20 protein-coding genes are annotated in these 18399 nt (G+C 61.5%); 8 read left to right on the plus strand and 12 right to left on the minus strand.

The genetic code is table 11. From position 1 onward, the window contains the following. Positions 1-7: 7 nt before the first annotated feature. From JJE47_16310 to JJE47_16320, 3 genes are read right to left on the minus strand one after another with little or no spacing between them, the layout of a single operon-like run. On the minus strand, positions 8-628 hold the full coding sequence (locus JJE47_16310) for a hypothetical protein (GenBank protein ID MBK5268984.1): 621 nt from the start codon (positions 626-628) through the stop codon (positions 8-10). Further along, a complete protein-coding gene (locus JJE47_16315) occupies positions 625-1791 on the minus strand; it encodes a type II 3-dehydroquinate dehydratase (protein MBK5268985.1) in 1167 nt (388 codons plus the stop codon). The genes JJE47_16310 and JJE47_16315 overlap by 4 nt, the downstream gene beginning before the upstream one ends. A gap of 27 nt (positions 1792-1818) precedes the next feature. Continuing rightward, positions 1819-2568, minus strand: a complete 750-nt coding sequence (locus JJE47_16320) for a lipoate--protein ligase family protein (GenBank protein MBK5268986.1) — start codon at positions 2566-2568, stop codon at positions 1819-1821. Positions 2569-2627: 59 nt separating this feature from the next. Here JJE47_16320 and JJE47_16325 point away from each other — a divergent pair, with 59 nt between their 5' ends. From JJE47_16325 to JJE47_16335, 3 genes are read left to right on the plus strand one after another with little or no spacing between them, the layout of a single operon-like run. Beyond that, positions 2628-3395 (plus strand): hypothetical protein, encoded by a 768-nt coding sequence (locus tag JJE47_16325; protein ID MBK5268987.1) that lies wholly within the window; start codon positions 2628-2630, stop codon positions 3393-3395. A 30-nt stretch (positions 3396-3425) separates the two neighbouring features. After that, positions 3426-5321, plus strand: coding sequence for an ABC transporter ATP-binding protein (locus JJE47_16330; protein ID MBK5268988.1), 1896 nt, complete (start codon positions 3426-3428; stop codon positions 5319-5321). Beyond that, positions 5321-6229, plus strand: a complete 909-nt coding sequence (locus tag JJE47_16335) for a threonine/serine dehydratase (GenBank protein ID MBK5268989.1) — start codon at positions 5321-5323, stop codon at positions 6227-6229. Before JJE47_16330 ends, JJE47_16335 begins: the two co-directional genes overlap by 1 nt. Here JJE47_16335 and JJE47_16340 read toward each other — a convergent pair. The 4 genes from JJE47_16340 to JJE47_16355 form a co-directional block, all read right to left on the minus strand. Next, a complete protein-coding gene (locus JJE47_16340) occupies positions 6226-6486 on the minus strand; it encodes a hypothetical protein (GenBank protein MBK5268990.1) in 261 nt (86 codons plus the stop codon). The genes JJE47_16335 and JJE47_16340 overlap by 4 nt on opposite strands. A gap of 204 nt (positions 6487-6690) precedes the next feature. Next, positions 6691-6900: a hypothetical protein gene (locus tag JJE47_16345; protein MBK5268991.1), complete on the minus strand. Its 210-nt coding sequence runs from the start codon at positions 6898-6900 to the stop codon at positions 6691-6693. Between the two features lie 188 nt (positions 6901-7088). Then, positions 7089-7286, minus strand: a complete 198-nt coding sequence (locus tag JJE47_16350) for a hypothetical protein (GenBank protein MBK5268992.1) — start codon at positions 7284-7286, stop codon at positions 7089-7091. A gap of 165 nt (positions 7287-7451) precedes the next feature. Continuing rightward, entirely contained in the window at positions 7452-7649 is a 198-nt protein-coding gene (locus tag JJE47_16355) for a hypothetical protein (GenBank protein MBK5268993.1), read from the minus strand. 157 nt (positions 7650-7806) lie between these two features. On the opposite strand from JJE47_16355, the gene JJE47_16360 reads away from it, so the two are divergent. The 4 genes from JJE47_16360 to JJE47_16375 are packed head-to-tail and all read left to right on the plus strand — an operon-like array spanning position 7807 to position 10887. Beyond that, positions 7807-8313, plus strand: a complete 507-nt coding sequence (locus JJE47_16360) for a universal stress protein (protein MBK5268994.1) — start codon at positions 7807-7809, stop codon at positions 8311-8313. After that, positions 8313-8822: a flavin reductase gene (locus JJE47_16365; protein MBK5268995.1), complete on the plus strand. Its 510-nt coding sequence runs from the start codon at positions 8313-8315 to the stop codon at positions 8820-8822. Before JJE47_16360 ends, JJE47_16365 begins: the two co-directional genes overlap by 1 nt. Positions 8823-8861: 39 nt before the next feature. Beyond that, positions 8862-9638 carry an SDR family oxidoreductase gene (locus tag JJE47_16370; GenBank protein MBK5268996.1) on the plus strand — a complete coding sequence of 259 codons (777 nt, stop codon included), beginning with the start codon at positions 8862-8864 and terminating at the stop codon, positions 9636-9638. 40 nt (positions 9639-9678) lie between these two features. Further along, a complete protein-coding gene (locus JJE47_16375; GenBank protein MBK5268997.1) occupies positions 9679-10887 on the plus strand; it encodes a hypothetical protein in 1209 nt (402 codons plus the stop codon). Here the strand turns inward: JJE47_16375 and JJE47_16380 are convergent, their stop codons facing one another. Further along, entirely contained in the window at positions 10888-11451 is a 564-nt protein-coding gene (locus JJE47_16380; GenBank protein MBK5268998.1) for a DUF427 domain-containing protein, read from the minus strand. It abuts the gene before it with no gap. After that, complete coding sequence (locus tag JJE47_16385; protein ID MBK5268999.1) at positions 11396-12586, minus strand: DUF4032 domain-containing protein; 1191 nt, start codon at positions 12584-12586, stop codon at positions 11396-11398. Before JJE47_16385 ends, JJE47_16380 begins: the two co-directional genes overlap by 56 nt. A gap of 43 nt (positions 12587-12629) precedes the next feature. Here JJE47_16385 and JJE47_16390 point away from each other — a divergent pair, with 43 nt between their 5' ends. After that, a complete protein-coding gene (locus tag JJE47_16390; GenBank protein ID MBK5269000.1) occupies positions 12630-12911 on the plus strand; it encodes a DUF971 domain-containing protein in 282 nt (93 codons plus the stop codon). Between the two features lie 37 nt (positions 12912-12948). On the opposite strand, the gene JJE47_16395 is transcribed toward JJE47_16390, so the two are convergent. The 3 genes from JJE47_16395 to JJE47_16405 form a co-directional block, all read right to left on the minus strand. Then, positions 12949-13134: a hypothetical protein gene (locus JJE47_16395; protein ID MBK5269001.1), complete on the minus strand. Its 186-nt coding sequence runs from the start codon at positions 13132-13134 to the stop codon at positions 12949-12951. 106 nt (positions 13135-13240) lie between these two features. After that, positions 13241-14029: a hypothetical protein gene (locus JJE47_16400; protein MBK5269002.1), complete on the minus strand. Its 789-nt coding sequence runs from the start codon at positions 14027-14029 to the stop codon at positions 13241-13243. Next, the gene (locus JJE47_16405; GenBank protein MBK5269003.1) at positions 14022-18386 is read right to left on the minus strand and encodes a DEAD/DEAH box helicase; all 4365 of its coding nucleotides are present in this window, start codon (positions 18384-18386) and stop codon (positions 14022-14024) included. The genes JJE47_16400 and JJE47_16405 overlap by 8 nt, the downstream gene beginning before the upstream one ends. Positions 18387-18399 lie beyond the last annotated feature (13 nt).

An 18399-nucleotide genomic window follows, 5' to 3' on the forward strand; every position in this document is an offset into this window, starting at 1 on the left:
CGCGGGCCTAGTTGACGGTCGAGGCGAGAATCAACTGAGCCGCGTAGTAGAGCGGTAGCCCGATCAGCTTGTTTTCAAGGCCGGGAGCGACAAACCGGTGACGAGCCACCGCCAGGTCTGAGAGATAAAACAGCGCCGCTCCGGCGTAGATGACGAGATTCGACGAACCGGCGGCCGCCACGAGCATGACGGAAATGATCAGCATGTAGCCGAGTACCGGGTTTTGGAGGCGGCTGGTGACCCGCCAAAGCAGCCAGCGGCGTACCGCCAGGAATGCCACGACGGCTATGGCCGCTACGGGAACCACGACGGGGAGGTTGACCCCGGTGAACATGAATCCGGCGGCGTAGGCAAGGTGGGCGGCCGCGAACGCCACCAGACCGACCAGGAATTGGTTTTCGAATACGAGCATCACATCCCCGATGAACGACAGGCAGAGTCCCACCAGAATCAGGGTGCCCGGCAGGCTGGCTGGCAGGCCGCCGGCAATGGCGGACCAGATGAACCCGAGCGAGGCCAGGGTTTTGAACATGAGTCGAGATCGGTTGTTCAGCTTCTCGGCAACGAGCAGCCCAATGAGGGCGAACCCGGTGAGCAAGACCGGAGTCGTGACGAAGGCTGAACTCACGACACCGCGGAAAGGGCGGCTCGCCACGCCTCCGAAGCCGGGTCGATGAGGCTCATGTGGTCTACCTCGTCGAACTCGTGATAGACCACCTGATCTCCCGCTTCGCGGGCTGCCCGGGTGTACGCCTGGCTTTGCTCGACAGGTACGCTCGTATCGGCTGTTCCGTGGGCGATGATCTGGTTGATGCCGACCGGCAAGAAGTCGATCGGCGAGGCCGCGCGGTACACGTTGGTATGTGTCTGCGCCGTGGCGAGGAAGTCGTCGACGATCCCGTCGCTTAATGATCGGGCCTTGACGAGGTCGGTGACGGGAGCGAGACCGATCACGTCTGTGGCCCGTACAAGTGGGTCGGCCCCTAGCGAGTTGGTCGGTCGCCCGGCACGGGCACCCGCCCACAGGGCGAGCTGTCCTCCGGCAGAATGACCGACCAGAACCACCCTGGATAGGTCCAGGTCATGCGCGATTGACAATTCGGCGAGGTGATCGATTGCCTGGGCGACATCGAAACCGGTGTTTGGCCACCCGCCTCCGGTGCTCAATCGCCGGTATTCGATGTTCCAGGTCGCCCATCCTGATCGGGTGGCGTCGATGGCCACTCGGTCCATGAGGTCCCGGGTCCATTGTGGACGCCAGAATCCGCCGTGGATGAACACCATGACGGGGCTCGCTGGGCCAGGCACCCGCAGGTCACCTATCTGATCGGGTTCTTGTCCATAGGCGATGGTCGTGGCCGGCATCGCCAGGTGGCTGGCCAGGTGGAAGATGGCGTCGCGATATCCATCGACCCCTCGCCCATAGATCGTGTATTCGCAGGCCGGACCAATGACCGAATTGGCCCGCCACGGTTCCCGTTCCTTGATGTTGGATATGTGTATTTCGACGCTTGGCACGGTGGCGTCGAGCAGGGCGTCGTGAAGCGCATATGAGTAGTGGGTGAGTGCCCCGGGGTTGATGACAATGCCATCGGCCCCCCGTTGTTGGATGGCGTCGATCAGGTCGCCCTCATGGTTTGATTGCATCGCGTCGAGTTCACAGTCGACCGATCTTGCCCAATCCCGGCACTGCTTCTCGACATCGGACAATGTGGTTGTCCCATATGTCTCGGCGTCGCGATACCCGAGGCGATTCAGATTTGGACCATTGATTAGCAGTATCTTTGCCATGTCACTCTCGGAGGCTGTGTCGCAAGCCTAACGGCCTGCGGGCTGATGGTTGGGCACGAGGAGAGCTGCCTGGGAGATCAGATCCGCCGGGAGCGCCAGGTCGAACAAGTCCAGCCGTTTCCCCAATTCGGCGATCACCTGGCTAGCCACCTCTGACGTGTTGATCGGGCGATGGTCGGCGAGCGCTCCGGTCACCCCGGGTTCCCAGGTCAGGTCCAGGGCTCGATAGACCGGGTCGAGGACCCGGTTTATCGAGGTGCGGTCGTCAACAACGATGACGCCTCCGACATGGGCGGCGCCATCGACGAGGCGCTGTCCAATCCCGATCACCTTCTGCCCGGACACATGGATGCTGTACCGACCGGGGCAGTATTCGCCAGGGATCTCTCCGACCTCTGCCTCGAAGCCCAACGAGCCCAACGCCGCCACGAGAACGCCGGTGATGAACTCAAATCGCTCGGAGATGCCGAGTTTGGGTTGGGTCGTCCTGGTCTGCCACGAGAACGCCAGAGTTGCCTCGTGGAACACCGCGGCCCGGCCTCCCGCCAACCGAACGACGGGGGTGAAGCCCTCCTCTTCGCAGGCGGCGACTGCCTCCTCATACCCGGGTGAATGGGTGTCCTGGCGCCCGAACGCCACGATCCTGGCAGGAGTGTGGATGCGGAAAAGGTCTGGCAGGCGTCTGGCCGCGACTTCTTTCAAGCTGGCATACGACACGGCCGTGTCGAGTTCAGGAGGGTTCGAGAAGGCGGATACGACAAGGCCGGTTCGGGTCACCGGTCGATCTTATCTCGCCGAGGAAACCGTTTTGGAGCAGCTAGCGTTAGACCTGTTGCATGGTGATTGTTCGGATCGGATTCGTGGCGCTGCTTGGCGCCGTACTTTTGTCGGCCTGTGGCGACAACCCATTGGGCGGCCTTGGCGTGACCGAAGATTGGTTGGGCGATCCGGGTGATGGGATCGTTCGGACCGTTACTACGGAGGCCGCCGCCACCCGACCCGAAGTGGGTTCTTTGGATTGGTACAACCCACCGGTAGCTTTTGTGGAGGGTGACCCGGCTGCCGTCGTAGAAGAGATATGGGCCCGATCGTCGGGGACCGACGCATTCGTTCAAGCCGCTCCAAACGAAATCAGTGCGGTGGTGCCTGCCATCAAAGTCCCCCAATTCCTGCCGGTGGGCACCGCCCACGTGACGTCGCAGTTGGTCTTTGGTGTTTCGACCGGACAGTTAACGAACGCCTATGTTGCCGCTTTCGGCTTCTGGAAGTCGACCCCGTACCGTTCCAGCCGGTCGGTTTCTCAGCTTCTTCAGCTGAAGGTTGCCGAGGATTCGTCGGATCCGGCTCCGAGCGCCGATGACGACTCGCTGGGATGTAACCGATTCAATGACCTTGACATCACGGCCTGTGAGCCGGTCAGTGTGTCTGCGGCCGTTGCCTGGTGGATTACCACCCGCGACGGTCCGGTTCTTACCTGGTATGACACCGGACTTCGATATGAGCTGCTCGATCGTCAGAAGTTTGGCATGGAAGTCCTGGTTGAACTCGCTCGATCTATGATCCTGCTGAGGAACGTCGAAATCGCGGAACAATCCGATTCCTGATCGGGTCTACGAAGCCCGGGGAGACTATTCATGTTTCATGGTGGTGGCTGGTATGCCCGGCTGCAATATGACGAAGATCAAGACAAACCGAAAGTCGATCGCGGTCTGCTGAGGCGGGTCTTTGCATACGCCCGGCCCTATCGGCTCGCCCTGGCCGGCGTGTTCGCCACCATCCTGGTGATCTCGGGTCTCACTGTGTTGCCCGCCATCCTGATTCGCGAACTGCTGGACAAGGCCATCCCCGACAAAGACTTTGGCTATCTCACCGTGCTTGGACTGTCCATGGTTGCCGTGCCGTTTGGGAATGCCATCATCGGCGGATTCCAGCGATGGTTGTCTGCCAGGGTCGGCGAGGGGATCATTTTTGACTTGCGGAGACAGTCGTACGCTCACCTGCAGGCAATGTCGCTCAGATTCTTCACGAACACGCGCACCGGTGAACTGATTTCTCGTTTGAACAACGACGTGGTGGGTGCCCAGTCAGCCATTACCGGGACGTTCGTGACAATCGTGTCAAACCTCGTCTCGGTCATCGTGATCCTCGTTGTCATGCTCGGTACCGAGTGGCGTCTTACGCTGCTGGCGGTGGCCGCGTTGCCCCTATTCGTGTACCCCGCCCGTCGAGTTGCCAAGGTGCTGCGGCGAGTCACCGAGCAGGCGATGGAACACAACGCCAACATGTCGAGCATTCTCCAGGAGACGTTCAACGTGAGCGGGGCGTTGCTCGTGAAGCTCTTCAATCGTTCTCAGTTGGAACAAGACAAGTTCGCGATCGAGGCTGCGGCCGTCAGGGACCTCGGCGTTCGGCGGGCACTGGTCGGTCGTTGGTTCTTTGCTGCCTTGGGTCTCGTCACGGCGGTGGGGACGGCCGGTGTGTTCTGGGTAGGCGGCGCCATGGTCATCAATGGGGTTATCGAGGTCGGCGAACTCGTTATGTTCTCGACCTTGACAGCCCAGTTGTATGGCCCGCTTTCTGCGCTCTCGAATGCCCGGGTTGAGTTCGCCACGTCGCTCGTAAGTTTTGAACGGGTCTTTGAGGTACTTGATTTACCTCTTGATATCGCCGAGAAGACCGATGCCGTCCATCTGACCGATCTACGGGGCAGGATTTCGTTCGAGGATGTGTCGTTTCGGTATGACGCCGGCGAGGGGCTGGAGGCCGTGAAGCGATTCCGGGCGTTCGGGGGTGGCGCCTCCGACGAAGGAGAATCGGCGGTTGGCCCGATCGGACGGCCCTGGGCGGTGCGTAACGTGTCGTTTGAAGCCAAACCCGGTCAGATGATCGCGCTGGTCGGGCCGTCGGGGGCCGGTAAGACCACGATGTCCTATCTCGTGCCGAGGTTGTATGACGTTACCGAAGGCTCAATTCGGATTGACGGCCATGATGTGCGAGACCTCACATTGGGATCGATTGCCGATGGCACCGGCGTCGTCACCCAGGAGAGTTATCTGTTCCATGACACCATCGGAGCGAACCTGCGATATGCCAAGCCTGATGCGACCGAAGCCGAACTTGTGGAGGCGTGTCGCGCCGCGAATATTCTCGACTTTGTCGAATCTCTGCCGAATCGGTTCGACACCCTGGTTGGTGAGCGCGGGTACCGGTTGTCTGGCGGGGAGAAGCAGCGGATCGCCATCGCCAGGGTGATCCTCAAGAATCCTCGTATGTTGATCCTCGACGAAGCCACTTCGCACCTGGACTCTCAGGCGGAGGCGCTCATCCAGGATGCGCTTGAGCGAGTGATGGAGGGCAGAACCTCGATCGTTATTGCTCATCGGTTGTCGACTATTTTGGCCGCTGATCGAATCCTCGTACTTGACGAGGGTCAACTCGTGGAGTCTGGAACCCATGCGGAATTATTGGATGCCGAGGGACTGTACGCCTCCTTGTTTGAAACCCAGTTTCGGCATCAGCCGATCCCTTGATGATCAGCCGTTCTGACGTTCTCGCCGCCGCAGAGACAATCAGGGGCCACATTCGCAGGACTCCGGTTGTCGACCTCGATGGGATAACTCTGAAACTCGAGTTACTCCAACACACCGGGTCTTTCAAGCCTCGGGGGACGTTCAACAAGGTTTTGCGAGATGGCTGTGGCCCAGAGGGCCTCATTGCCGCCTCGGGTGGGAATCACGGCCTGGCAGTAGCCTACGCCGCCAAGCAGCTTGGGGTACCGGCCGAGATTTTTGTGCCGACGATCTCATCGCCGACAAAAGTGGCCCGGCTTCGTTCATTGGAGGCCACAGTTCATGTGGGTGGTTCTGTATATGCCGAAGCGCTTCTCAAGGCACAAGCCCGGCAGGCCCAGACCGGGGCGCTTGCCGTGCACGCCTATGACGATCCGTTGGTGATCGCCGGCCAGGGCACGGTTGGCGCTGAGCTACATGAACAGGCGGGAGACCTCGACGTGGTCCTGGTGGCGGTTGGCGGCGGGGGCTTGGCATCTGGGATCGCCGCCTTTTACGGATCTGATGTGCAGGTCGTCGCCGTTGAGACCGAGCACACCAATGCGTATGCGGCTGCCGTCGCCGCCGGGCGGCCGGTCGTCGTTGATCGTGTGGATGGTCCGGCGGCCGGCTCCCTCGGCGCCAGTTCCATTGGTGTCCTGGCCTTCGATATTCTGCAGGCCAACCAGGTTCCATCTTTGTTGGTGAGCGACCGATGGGTACTGATCGCCCAGCAAATGCTGTGGACGGACTTTCACCTTGTCGTAGAGCCCGGCGGTGCGGCGGCGTTGGCAGTGGTGTTGTCCGGTGCATATGTTCCTGAGGAATCGCGCAGGGTTGGGGTGGTTGTCTGCGGATCGAATACCGATCCGCAGACGGTGATCGCCTAACCGAGCGCCTGCAGATTGCGCGAAACCGCTGGGTCGACGGGAGCTAACAAGAGGTTCGCACCATCCTGACTGGCGAAGAGGTCTGGATGAATCTCGATCCAGGTGCCGAACGGCAAGACCTCGAGGCGAGAACGGAACCTCCGCGGGACCTGGTAGATGAACGCATGGCCCCCCGGGGCGCCGATATAGGGCAGAATGCCGGCCAGGATGAAGGAGCCGTAGGCGATAGCGATTGCCTCGCCCGGATCCAGAGTCACCCCACTCTTATCTGTCCATTCATAACGACGGCAGTCGGCACAGACCGCCAAATTGACCGATCCGAGCGAGGTGGGGGAGTTGTCGCACTGGTGCATGAGGTCATCATGGCAACGGGGTGTGACAAAAATGGGTATTCGACAAACGGATCCAAAGAAAAGACGCCCTGGAGGAAGGGCGCCTTTTCTGGTTGTAATTTGAGTGGACTAGCCCCAGGTTGATCCGCGGAGCGAGTAGCTGGAGGTCTGGATCTTGACCGTAACTCCGACCTCTGCCTGGTTAAGAGTCTTCTTGGCGGCTTCTATGTTGGAGGCTGCCGGAGCGAGAGCCATCGTGACGGCGATCAACAACAAAACAATGGCGGCAATCAGCTTCTGTTTTCCATTTTCCCACGACAATCCAAATGTCTGCTTCATGTCAGTCCCTTTTCCCCGGTTTTGTGTCTTGTCTCTGATATCGGCTGCAGCCACGATTCCTCGAGAACCAAAGGTGCGGACCTCCAACTAACTAGTCACTCGATCGGCGGGTCGGCGCCGCCTCGTCGCTACAGACGAGGAAAAGGCGCCCCGGAGGAAGGGCGCCTTCTCTAGTTGGATCTGGATTGTCAACCCCAGGTTGATCCCCGGTGGGTGAAACTGCCGGTATTCGAGTGGACGCTCACACCAGAGTCGATGGATCTGGAGGCTTGGAGGCTTGATGCTGCCGGTGTGGCGGCGAGGGTGATAGCAATCAGCAGAAGGGCAATGGCGGCGACCAGCTTGCGCTTGCTGTGTTCCCAGGACAGTCCGAAAGTTCGCTTCATGTTGGTGCCTTACCTCCGTTTTGGTGTGTTGTGTCTGTTATCGGTAGCAGGCCTGAAATTCTCAAGTTGCAATGAAGGATTTTTGGCCGACACAATCGGCAGTCGGGTAAGAAAGAAAAGACACCCCGGAGGAAGGGCGCCTTTTCTGGTTGTGATCCAAGGGGCTTAACCCCAGGTTGATCCACGGAACGAAACGCTCGTGCTTTGAATCTGGACCTTTGTGCCGGCATCAAGTGGTTCGGAGGCTTCGAGGCTTGAGACAGCTGGCGTGACAGCCAGGGTGATGGCGATGAGCAGAAGAGCTACGGCGGCAGCAAGTTTTTGCTTCCCGTGCTCCCATGAAAGTCCAAGTGTGTGCTTCATGTCAGTCCCATTACCCGGTGATGGTGTGTGCTATTGGTATCGGCCGCAGGTGCGGGTTTTCTGAGAATCAAAGCCTCGCCTCCTGAAGTGACTAGTCCCAAGCGGGGCGGGTATGATGTGGGCTGCGAGGCGCCATCGTGCGCTCTAAGGTGATGGCGTGCACATTCTCATCGCAACTGCGGGGGCGCTTCCTCCGGCAGCAGTCGTAGAGCTCGTTGCCGGGTTGTGGTCTCCGGGCAGCACCATCACGGTCATGACCAGCATCGAAGTGCCGCGTTCATTTCTCGAGGAACTTGATACCGAGGAGTGGCGACCGTTCTCTGACGCCGTGATGAGTCCGGAATCGGAGCGTCAAGTTGCCCGGTATGTCGAGGAGCGTGGTCGGCGCCTCGTCGAACCTATTCTGGCCGGTCTCGACGCGGCAGGATTGGCTGCTCAACCGTTATTCGTCGATTCGAGTGCGCCTGCCAGGGCCATCATCGAGACAGCTACCGAGCGAGAATCCGATCTGATCATCATGGGGGCGACCCGGCCGATCTTTACCGAGGATGTTTGGCAGAGTGTCGCCGTGAAGGTCATGCAGGCATCATCTATTCCGGTGGTGATGGTGCCGGGCTTGTCGAGGACCGCTGACGATACCACCGACGCCGAGCGGTCAGGGTGATGGCGGCGGCCGAGCTCATCAATCGGATCACCTGGAAGATCCCCAATGCCCTGGCATTGGTTGGTTCACGTTCGGGCGATGAGTGGAACGCCATGACGACGTCGTGGGTCACGCAGGTGTCCATGAAGCCAGTCCTCATCGCGGTGGGAGTCGACAAAACGGCCGTCACGCACCGTTTGATCTCGGAGGGCGGGTCGTTCTCGGTCAATCTGTGGTCGGCAGACGACACGACGCCTTTCCGCAAGTTTTCCAAACCAGCTGTCAAAGACGGGATGACGCTCAACGGGTGGGCGATCCGGGAGGCTCCGTCGGGTGCCCCGATTTTCGTGGAGGCCATCGCCTGGATGGACTGCACGGTGCGCCAGGCCGTCGATTGTGGGACCCACACGCTGTTCCTCGGGGAATTGCTCGATTGCGAACTCCTCGATGATGACGCCCGCCCCGCTTCGATGGCAGACACCCGGATGAAATATGGGGGCGTTCCTCGGGGCGGCCACGAAGTGGAGTGACACTCGTCGGTTTAGGATCGGTCCCTGGAGGTATCGGCGATGGACGCACGGGTAGATGACAAGGTAGCGATTGTTACGGGTGGTTCGCGAGGAATCGGACTTGCCACGGCTGTAGAGCTCATCAACTCGGGGGCCAGGGGAGTTGTCATCACATCTCGCAAGGCAGACAACGTTGCCGAAGCGGTCGAGGAGATAGCCGGACGTACGGGCCGCCGCGAGGCCATCTACGGGATTGTAGCTGCCGCAGACGACGCCGAACGCGCCAGGGAAGCCGTTGCCGAGACGATCGCCCACTTCGGCGCGTGCGACATTCTCGTCAACAACGCCGGCACCAATCCGGCTCCCGGAAACCTGGCGGACGTCGATCTTGGAGCGATGGACAAGACCTGGTCGGTGAACCAGCGCGGCCCCATTTTGTGGGCGGCGCAAGTGTGGAAGCAGTGGATGGGTGAGCACGGCGGGTCGATCGTCAACGTTGCGTCGGTAGGGGGGATCCTGCCAGCCCCGGTAATCGGTGCCTATAACGTTGCCAAAGCAGCGCTCATTCACACGACCCGGCAACTGGCCCTGGAGATGGCTCCCACCGTGACGGTGAACGCAGTTGCCCCGGCGGTCGTCAAAACCCGCATTTCGCGAATGTTGTGGGAGTCCAACGAAGAGGCGGCGGCTGCGACCCATCCGCTTAAGCGACTTGGTGTCCCCGAGGATGTCGCCAATGCCATTGTCTTTCTGTGTTCCGACAAAGCGACCTGGATCACCGGGGTGATTCTTCCCGTTGATGGCGGCGTGACCGGAGCCGGAGGCATACTTGGTTAGACGGGGGCTAGCCCTGGCTTGCCTGCTAGTCGTTGCCTGTGTGCCGGCGACCAACCCCGATGAGGCGTCGCTGATTGAGCCCGGACTGCGATTTGCAACCACGTACGGCGACGCCGATGGCAATCGTTATGTAACGGGCGTCGGGTCCATACAACCTGACGACCACGTTGAGCAGACCGTATCGGGGGTGCCTGCCTGGCTGGTCGGGATCGCCGATGGCCCTGACGTTGTCCTGGTCATGGCTGATACCGAGGGTGCCTTATCCGGCTTCACGATCGGCGCCGACGGCGTTTCTGATCGAGAATTGAATCTTGCGGTGGCCGCTCCGGGGACGCCACCATCGTTGGTCGCCGGCCACGGGGTCCTGGTGATTCTGCCGCCTGGCGCCTCCGGTTCGCCCGATTCGAATGCTCTGGCCCTCGAGTCAGGTGGACTGGCGTTCGTTGGGTCGGACGGGGCGGTCATCGTCACCGACAAGGTGGGTAACCGGCGCATTGAATTGAATGCGGTTACCGATGGCCGGCTCACGCTGTCATCGGATCGGCGACTCGGGGTCCTGGTCGATCCAACCGATCGTTATGACCACGGTGTGGTTGGCGATCGGTTCGAGGCTTCCGGTGTTGCATTTGTGTCGCTTGATACTCAGGAGGTGGTGCGCGAGTTGATTCTGGAGGGCGATGTGTTCGAGGGAATGGTCGGGATGTTCGCGGATCTCGACGGTGACGAGGTCGACGAATACATCATGACGGTATCGAATCCAGAAACGGGAGCCCGGTTGGTGGTGCTTGACGACAACGCCGACCTGGTAGCCGAGTCTGATCCGATCGGTGAGGGGGGTCGCTGGCGCCACCAGATCGCCGCGGCTCCTTTTGGTCCGAATGGTGAGGTTGAGCTTGTCGATGTGCGAACCCCCCACATTGGAGGGGTGGTCGAATACTTCGCGATGCGCAACGGGCAGCTGGAACTGGTGGCCTCGCTCGAAGGGTTTTCGTCGCACACCATCGGCAGCCGGAATCTCGATATGGCGGTGGCGTTCGATGTTGATGGTGATGGGCAGGTTGAGCTGGTCGTGCCCAACACGCCCAAAGATGCGCTGGCAGTGCTGAGGAGGGTGGGGGACTCGGTCGAGGTCGTCATGACCCTGCCTCTGGGCGGGGTGTTATCGACCAACCTGGTGGCCGTTGAAGTCGCCGGCCACGTCGTTCTTGCCGCCGGCACCGCCGACGGTCGATTGCTCATCTGGAGGTAGCTACCAGCCGCGCGTGCCAGGTGCTCCTTTGAATGGGCCGACGACCTCCGGGGTCACCCAGCCACCGTAGAAGTCACCCTGCTGGCTCTCGACCACGATGCCATCGACCGTGCACCGGTCCATTTTGGATGGATAGAACGCAAACCGGCCTGCGAGTTCGGCGTACGCCTCGACGGGTGTCGGGTATCCCCAGACCGCATCGATGGCTTCCCGGTCGCCAACCGCCACGGTCCAGTAGTCGGCCCGACCCTTGAACTCGCACCACGAGGTAGATGTGGTCGGATACAGATAGGCCAGATCAATGTCAGACCCGGGGATATAGAAAACCGGCGGATGCGATGTTTCGAGCACCTTCACGGCTGTGATCGAGTCGGCGACTACTTCGCGGTTGTATTCGACGATGATTCGCCGCGAGTCGCCGACGATGGAGGGCGGACGGGGGTAGTCCCAGACAGACTCCTGACCGGGTAGTGGCTTGATTCGTTTCACGGTTCGATCGTAGGACCGGTTACGAATTACCGGAAACGTCGTAGCCGGGTCGACCTTCAGCCACCCAGCCGACATATGCTTGTCGCGTGCCGACGTCGGTCCCCGCCGCCTGAGAAGCGAGATAGCGATGGTGTAGGACGTCGCAAAACGCTTGAAGCGGATCCAGCACCCCGTCGGTCTTGCGGAGTTGTTCCATCATCGGTTCGAATTCGCTCACCCGCCATCGCACCGCCGCGACCGACTTCCCGGTGGATCCCGGACCTTTCATTCTTGCCTGGTAGTAGTAAACGTCCGACAGAATCTGGCGAGCCTGGTTTTCCAACGCATCGATCCCGGTTAGCTCACGAAGTCGATCGTGGTGATAGGTACGGCCGACTACCTTGGCCCGAACAACCATCCGGTGCTCGTCTGGCCGAACTTCGATCTCATCGACGGTGAAACCGAGGCTGTTGAGGCGCTCGATTCGTTCGTCGATGTGGTGACGCTCATCAGGTCCGATTGAGATCTGAGTCGTAAGTTCCTTCCAGAGCCCCCGATATCGAGCTGAGATGTCCTCGCCGAGCGCCAGGTCTGCCACGTCAAGGTCCGTGCCTGAAGCGGCGGCGATATCAGCCATGCCGCCCGCAACATTTAACTCCATGATCGAGAGGTCCTCCTCCCGACGTCCGGTACTGAGGTTCTCGTATATCGAGGCGGTTTCGCCGTCGACCATGATCGTCTCGATCGCCGGCCCGTCGTAGCGATACAGAACGTTCGACAGGGAACAGTCACCCCAGAAACAGCCAGCCAGATGGAGCTCGACGAGGAGGTTGGCGAAAGCGTCGAGCATCTGATTGCGTCTTGTCCCGAATCCAGGGCCCTGGAGAAGTTCCCGGTACGAGAACGAAAAGTCGACGTACCGGGTGATCAGGGCGGCCGACCGTTCTTCCGTCGGGTCGTCGGTGCGCCGTTCAACGAGACCCACCGCGGTCACCGATGGCACCGACAGCGGTTCCAACGCCCGGAGGATCTGGTAGTCCCGCTTGGCCGGTTCCGTAGGGAGTTCCTTGATGGCGTAAATCCCATCGTCGTAGGCAACGAACCGGACTGTATGGCGCGAGATTCCCTTCGGGAGCTCGACCAGGTGTTCAATGTCCCAGTCTCCAAGTGGGGTCTCCCAAGGGAGATCAAGGAAATCCGGGTTTCCCGGTCGAACCGTCAGCTCTGCCATTGGGACACACTACCGGTAGTCTGGCCAGGCTTTGGATGTACCTGTGCGGATAGAAGTAGGCGGCGAAGGCTCCACGCTCTCGATGGAGTGGGCGGACGGGGCGATCGATACCTGGCCGGCATCGTCGATTCGAAATGCCTGCGGGTGCGCTGACTGCCGCTCGAAGGACCCCAACCCGCTCCGTCTCATGGCCCCGAGTCTGACCCGGATCGTCGACGCACAGCTGGTGGGCAGTTATGGGATCAACTTCGTTTTTCAACCGGATGGCCATTCCACCGGAATCTTCACGTTTGCCCAGCTCCGGGGCCTGGCCAAGCCGGCCTAGCCACCCGGTCTCTTTTCGATAGATCGTTGAGATTGGGCTAGGTGTCGTCTACCTGGCCGGCGGTTTCGTCAATGGCATACTCAACAGCTCCGGCTTCGAAGATGGCGATGGTCGTTTTGTCGGCCGCCTTGATGGACAACCAGCTCCCTTCGGCGCTCAATGTGGCTCCTTCGATCCGTATCGCTCGACCTGAACTGCGGGACTTGACCCGAAAAACTGTCATGGCGCTCCTTGAGTTGATGGGGCCAGGTTACAGACCGCCGGGTGGCACCGGTCGGCCACCGGTCAGGGTCACCCCGGCCGGCGCCTCCTGACGTCCCGGGACCGGTCTAGGTACCTTGTTGACATTCAGGGCACCAGTACGTGATGCGTTCGGCGTTGCCGATCCAGGCTGCTTTGATCCTGGTGCGACATCGTCGACAGGGTTGACCGCCCCGTCCGTACACCCACAGCTCGGCGCCGCGGCGGGTTTCGCCGGTGGTTATCCGGTTGGGCCGCCGTCGGTTCAACATGAGTAGCTGACGCGACCGGTCGACGACTCGTTCGGTTGCCTCGGACTCCAGAAGCGGAGAAGCCTCGGGGTGTAGACGCTCAAGGAACAGAATCTCGGACTTGTACACGTTGCCAACTCCCGCCATGATCCGCTGATCGGCGAGGTGCTCTGCGAGCGTATCCTTCCAAGGCCCAGCCATGCGCCGGATCGCTTCGTCGCGATCGAAAACGTCGGCGCAGAGGTCGGGGCCAAGGTGAGCCAGTTCGACTTGTGCCGCTTGAGGTGTGTCTACGGAAATGTCAGGAGCGCTGAAGCACACCGTCACCGCCGCGGCGGTTTCCAGTACGACCCGGGCGGCACCTTGCGGGTGGAGCCAACGCCGGCCGGGCTCGTACACCTCCCAGGTACCCGACATCTGCAAATGGGTCCGAATGACCAGATCGGCGTCGGTCTCGACAAGTACGTGTTTGCCGATGCTCCGGACGTCAACAACGGAAGTGCCGGTCAACCGGGCGGAATTGGCCCGGATGGGTCCGGAGGATCCCGAAACGGCGGTGAGTGTTTGCCCGGAAAGTACGGCTCCGACCCGTTCGGCCGTCAGGTAGATCGTGTCGCCCTCAGGCATGTCGGTACGTGAGGCCCCGGTGACCGAGTACGAAGCCTGATTCTTTCAAAAGGCCCCCCAGGGGGGTTTGGCTGATCGGCTCATCGTCGGACGTCAGAAGCCTCAAGCCGGTTCTGCGCCGGCCGGCTTCAGCGATTTGCCCGGCTGCCGCGCCGAGTTGGTTGACATCCGTCGTAAACGTGAGAACTTTGCGGTTCTCGACGTAGGCGATCAACTTGCCTGCCGACAGGACCACATATGCCCCGGCCGACCGCGAAGCCTGGCCGTGCTCGTGGGGCGGCCAGTCGATAGCTGCCCCGTACGGGTTGGCTGGATCGGTAGCTGCTACGAGAATCGGTTGGTCGGCCGGGTCGGTGCGGAGCCGATCTACGGCGCCTGGAAGGGCGAACTGTGACCCACCCAATCCCTCGACGAAGTAGCCGCGGCGCACCTTTCCAATGTCCTCCATGTGGCTGAGCACCGGGTACAGCGCCGAGAACCCGCCGGGGAAACCTTCCCCGAGCACCGCCCGGCGAGTCAGGACCCCGTGACGGTCGAGGAGCTGATCCGCCCAGGAGGTCGCCCGGGCGGTCGGTTCTGGCAACTTGCCGATGAGGTCGGATACGAGATACCAACGTCCGGCCGACGACGGTGGGAACGAACTGGACACCGACGGTCGGCCCTTGGCGGCTTTGCGGGGGCGAGACGACAACAGGGCTCTGACCGGAGCGAGGGTGTCGTTGGTGATCTCGCCGTGCCAGACGAGGTCCCAGAGGGCCTCGACGGACTCTGAGGGGTCACCACCCCCAACCGCTTCGTATATATCTCGAAAGAACGACGCGCCCCGATCGGTGAGGTGCTGGCGGATCGCCTCGTGCAGTTGGCCGGTTAGTGGCTCGTCGGTCGAAGGTAGCGCCAGCAACGGCAACTGTTGACGCAGATAGAGGGCCAGTTTGCCGTCGCGGCTCCCCAGCGTTCCCCGGCCCATCCACACCACATCACCGGTCATCATGAGCTGATCGAGCACGCCGGGGGAGTAGTCGACCCTTCCGGCCAGCACGTCGGTTTCCAACACCGACGCGGGGATGACCGCCCCCTGAAGTCGGCGTACTGCGTCGAGCAGCGGCCCGGCACCCGGCCGACGCCTGGTCGTCAAGCCATTCCACGTGACTGAGAGACGGGCGAGGGCGGCTGGCTCGGTCGGCTCGATCTCCTTGCGTAGCACCGCCAACGAGCGCCGCTTGAGTCGCCTCAGTACGTCATTGTCCACCCATTCACGATCACGCCCGCCTGGTCGGAATTCCCCCGCCGTGACCCGTCCGGCCGCCTCAAGACGTTGCAGGGTCGTGTCGACCACCGCGATTGGCAGACCCAGCCGCTGGGCAACGTGCTCGTTCGTGAAGGGTCCGTGGGTTCTGGCGTAGCGACCGATGAGATCGCCGAGCGGATCGACGACCGGCTCCAGGAAGGTGTGGGGGACCCCGGGAGGCATCTGTACGCCGAGACCGTCACGGAGCCGAGAGGCATCTTCGATAATCGCCCATTGCTCCGTGCCGGCGATGGTGACGGGAATGATCCGCCGTGCCTCTTGAAGGGTCGCCAGAGTCTCAATTGCGGCGTCTTCGGTGCGCACATCGACTTCGGTGGTTGTCAGGGGTCCGAGCATTCGCAGTAGGTCTGCAACTCCTTCGGCCCCTTTGGTCCGATATCCGTCGGCCAGTCGTTGTAACTCCAACTCGATGGTGGCCACGACATCTGCCGATAGGAGTTCCCGAAGCTCACCCTCCCCGAGAAGCTCCCGAAGCAAGTCCCGGTCGAGAGTCAGAGCAGCTGCCCGTCGCTCGGCCAGAGGCGTGTCTGCTTCGTACAGGTAGGCGGCGATGAACGAGAACAACAGTGAGGCCGCAAACGGGGAAGGAACGTCGACATCCATTTCGACGACCCGAACCCTGCGGGAGCGGATGTCTCCGAGGACCTCGATGAGGGCAGGGAGATCGAAGTCGTCCTGGAGTATCTCCCGGTAGGTCTCCAGCATGATCGGGAATGAGCCGAACTCGCGGGCGACCGACAAGAGGTCAGCCGACTTGCGGCGTTGCAACCACAAGGGGGTGCGGCTCCCTGGCCGTCGGCGGGGGAGGAGTAGGGCGCGGGCCGCCGCCTCTCGAAACCGGGCGGCGAACAACGCGGACTCGGCCACCCGATCAACCACCATCGCTTCGATTTCTTCCGGGTCGATGAGCAGGTCTTGCGGGTTGGGAGGCTCATCGGCATCGGGAAACCGGAACGCGATCCCATCGTCTGCCCAGATGACGTTGGGATCGTGGCCGTACTGTTCGGCGAACCGTTTGCCGAGCGCCATCGCCCACGGGGCGTGAACCTTGGCACCGAACGGTGACAACAGCACGAGTCGCCAGTCGCCGATCTCGTCGCGGAACCGTTCGATGACGATGGTGCGGTCTGTGGGGAGCGCTCCGACGGTTTCTTTTTCTTCTGTGATGTAGGCCACGAGGTTCCTGGCGGCGAGGGCGTCGAGTCGATATTCGGTTTGCAGGCGTTCCCCGGCGTCCTTCGGGTCGGCCGCCCCGATTTCACGGACGAACGCTCCCAATGCCCGGCCGGTGGCTAGCGGACGCCCTGCCTGATCGCCATGCCAGAACGGCATCTTGGCTCCAGGAGCGCCGGGGGCCGGAAGCACGATCACCCGGTCGTGGGTGATGTCGGTGATCTTCCAGGCGGTGGTCCCGAGAAGGAAGACATCGCCTACCCGGGACTCGTAGACCATCTCCTCGTCCAGTTCGCCAACTTTGCCTCCCTCGGGCAACGTCACGATGTATAACCCCCGGTCAGGGATAGTGCCGGCGTTCTGAACCGCGAGTCGTTGAGCGCCCGGTCGAGCTTCCAACGCGCCGGTCACGCGGTCCCAGGTGATGCGCGGTCGGAGTTCGGCAAATAGATCGGAGGGGTACCGCCCGGCGAGCATGTCGAGGGTTGCTTCGAAGGGTCCCCGACCCAGGTCGGCATAGGGAGCCGCCCGGCGGACCACCTCATAAACCTCATCGACGGTGGCGGCGTCGATGGCGACCATGGCCACGACGTGCTGGGCGAGCACGTCGAGCGGGTTGCGGGGGATCTTCGTAGCTTCTACCAATCGCTTTCGCATAAGGTCGGCCACCACTGTGCTGACCAGCAGATCACCGCGATATTTCGGGAAAATGGTCATGGCAGAGGTGGCGCCGACATGGTGACCGGCCCGGCCGACTCGCTGAAGGCCGGACGCCACGCTGATGGGTGCTTCCACCTGGACCACATGATCTACGGCTCCCATGTCGATACCGAGTTCGAGTGTCGAGGTGGCCACAACCGCCGGAAGGGTGCCTCCCTTGAGGGCCTCCTCGATCTCGACGCGTTGCTCGCGGGCCACCGAGCCATGATGGGCTCTGGTCAGCGGTTCGTCGGCAATCCGGTTCAGTTCGTTCGACAGTCGTTCGGCCAATCTGCGGCTGTTGGCAAACACGATCGTTGACGTGTTCTTCCTGATGGTTTCAAGAATCCGTGGATACACGGCCGGCCAGATCGATCGGCTGTCTTGAGGTTCGCCCGGTTCCCCGTCAGGCGGGGCGGGAGCGGTCATATCTTCGACCGGGACCACGATGTTGATGTCGAGTTCCTTCTCGCTTATGTCATCGACGATCGTCACCGGCCGAGGTCGCCAGATGTCGTCGGTAACCTCGCCGCCGGCCAGGAACTTCCCGATGGTCTCAAGCGGACGCTGGGTGGCGGAAAGCCCGATTCGTTGGGGTGGTCGGTGGCAAATCTCTTCGAGGCGTTCCAATGACAACGAGAGGTGGGCGCCACGCTTGGTGCCTGCCACTGCGTGTACTTCGTCGACGATGACCGTTTCGACCGATCGCAGGAATTCGCGGGCTTCGGACGTCAACAGCAGAAACAGCGATTCGGGGGTCGTGATAAGGATGTCGGGTGGCGTGCGCCGCATCCGTTGGCGCTCGTTCGCCGGCGTGTCACCGGTTCTCAACGAGGTGGTTATTTCAGGGAGTTCGCCCAACTCGAGCCGGGTGGCCGCGTGGCGAATACCCCGAAGGGGGGCTCGCAGGTTTCGCTCGACGTCATACGCCAGGGCCTTGAGCGGTGAGATGTAGAGAACCCGGCACCGGTCAGCCCGTGCAGGAACCGGAGCGTGAAGTAACCCGTCGAGTGCCCAGAGGAAGGCGGCGAGGGTTTTTCCCGACCCGGTTGGGGCATGAATGAGCGTGTGGGCGCCCTCACCGATGGCTTTCCAACCGTCCGATTGGGCAACAGTGGGTGCCTGAAAGGAAGCCTCGAACCACGCCGAGGTCGCAGGACTGAACGGAAGATCCATGCTCGTATCGTAG

Source organism: Acidimicrobiia bacterium (genome assembly GCA_016650365.1).
Taxonomy (GTDB): domain Bacteria; phylum Actinomycetota; class Acidimicrobiia; order Spongiisociales; family JAENVV01; genus JAENVV01.

Coding starts and splice junctions, on each gene's coding strand:
- JJE47_16315 (MBK5268985.1), bottom strand. CDS start 1,791: ATGGCAAAGATACTGCTAATCAATGGTCCAAATCTGAATCGCCTCGGG.
- JJE47_16355 (MBK5268993.1), bottom strand. CDS start 7,649: ATGAAGCACACACTTGGACTTTCATGGGAGCACGGGAAGCAAAAACTT.
- JJE47_16385 (MBK5268999.1), bottom strand. CDS start 12,586: ATGGCAGAGCTGACGGTTCGACCGGGAAACCCGGATTTCCTTGATCTC.
- JJE47_16365 (MBK5268995.1), top strand. CDS start 8,313: ATGGCGGCGGCCGAGCTCATCAATCGGATCACCTGGAAGATCCCCAAT.
- JJE47_16405 (MBK5269003.1), bottom strand. CDS start 18,386: ATGGATCTTCCGTTCAGTCCTGCGACCTCGGCGTGGTTCGAGGCTTCC.
- JJE47_16395 (MBK5269001.1), bottom strand. CDS start 13,134: ATGACAGTTTTTCGGGTCAAGTCCCGCAGTTCAGGTCGAGCGATACGG.
- JJE47_16335 (MBK5268989.1), top strand. CDS start 5,321: ATGATCAGCCGTTCTGACGTTCTCGCCGCCGCAGAGACAATCAGGGGC.
- JJE47_16370 (MBK5268996.1), top strand. CDS start 8,862: ATGGACGCACGGGTAGATGACAAGGTAGCGATTGTTACGGGTGGTTCG.
- JJE47_16350 (MBK5268992.1), bottom strand. CDS start 7,286: ATGAAGCGAACTTTCGGACTGTCCTGGGAACACAGCAAGCGCAAGCTG.
- JJE47_16325 (MBK5268987.1), top strand. CDS start 2,628: ATGGTGATTGTTCGGATCGGATTCGTGGCGCTGCTTGGCGCCGTACTT.
- JJE47_16345 (MBK5268991.1), bottom strand. CDS start 6,900: ATGAAGCAGACATTTGGATTGTCGTGGGAAAATGGAAAACAGAAGCTG.
- JJE47_16330 (MBK5268988.1), top strand. CDS start 3,426: ATGTTTCATGGTGGTGGCTGGTATGCCCGGCTGCAATATGACGAAGAT.
- JJE47_16380 (MBK5268998.1), bottom strand. CDS start 11,451: ATGTCGGCTGGGTGGCTGAAGGTCGACCCGGCTACGACGTTTCCGGTA.
- JJE47_16400 (MBK5269002.1), bottom strand. CDS start 14,029: ATGCCTGAGGGCGACACGATCTACCTGACGGCCGAACGGGTCGGAGCC.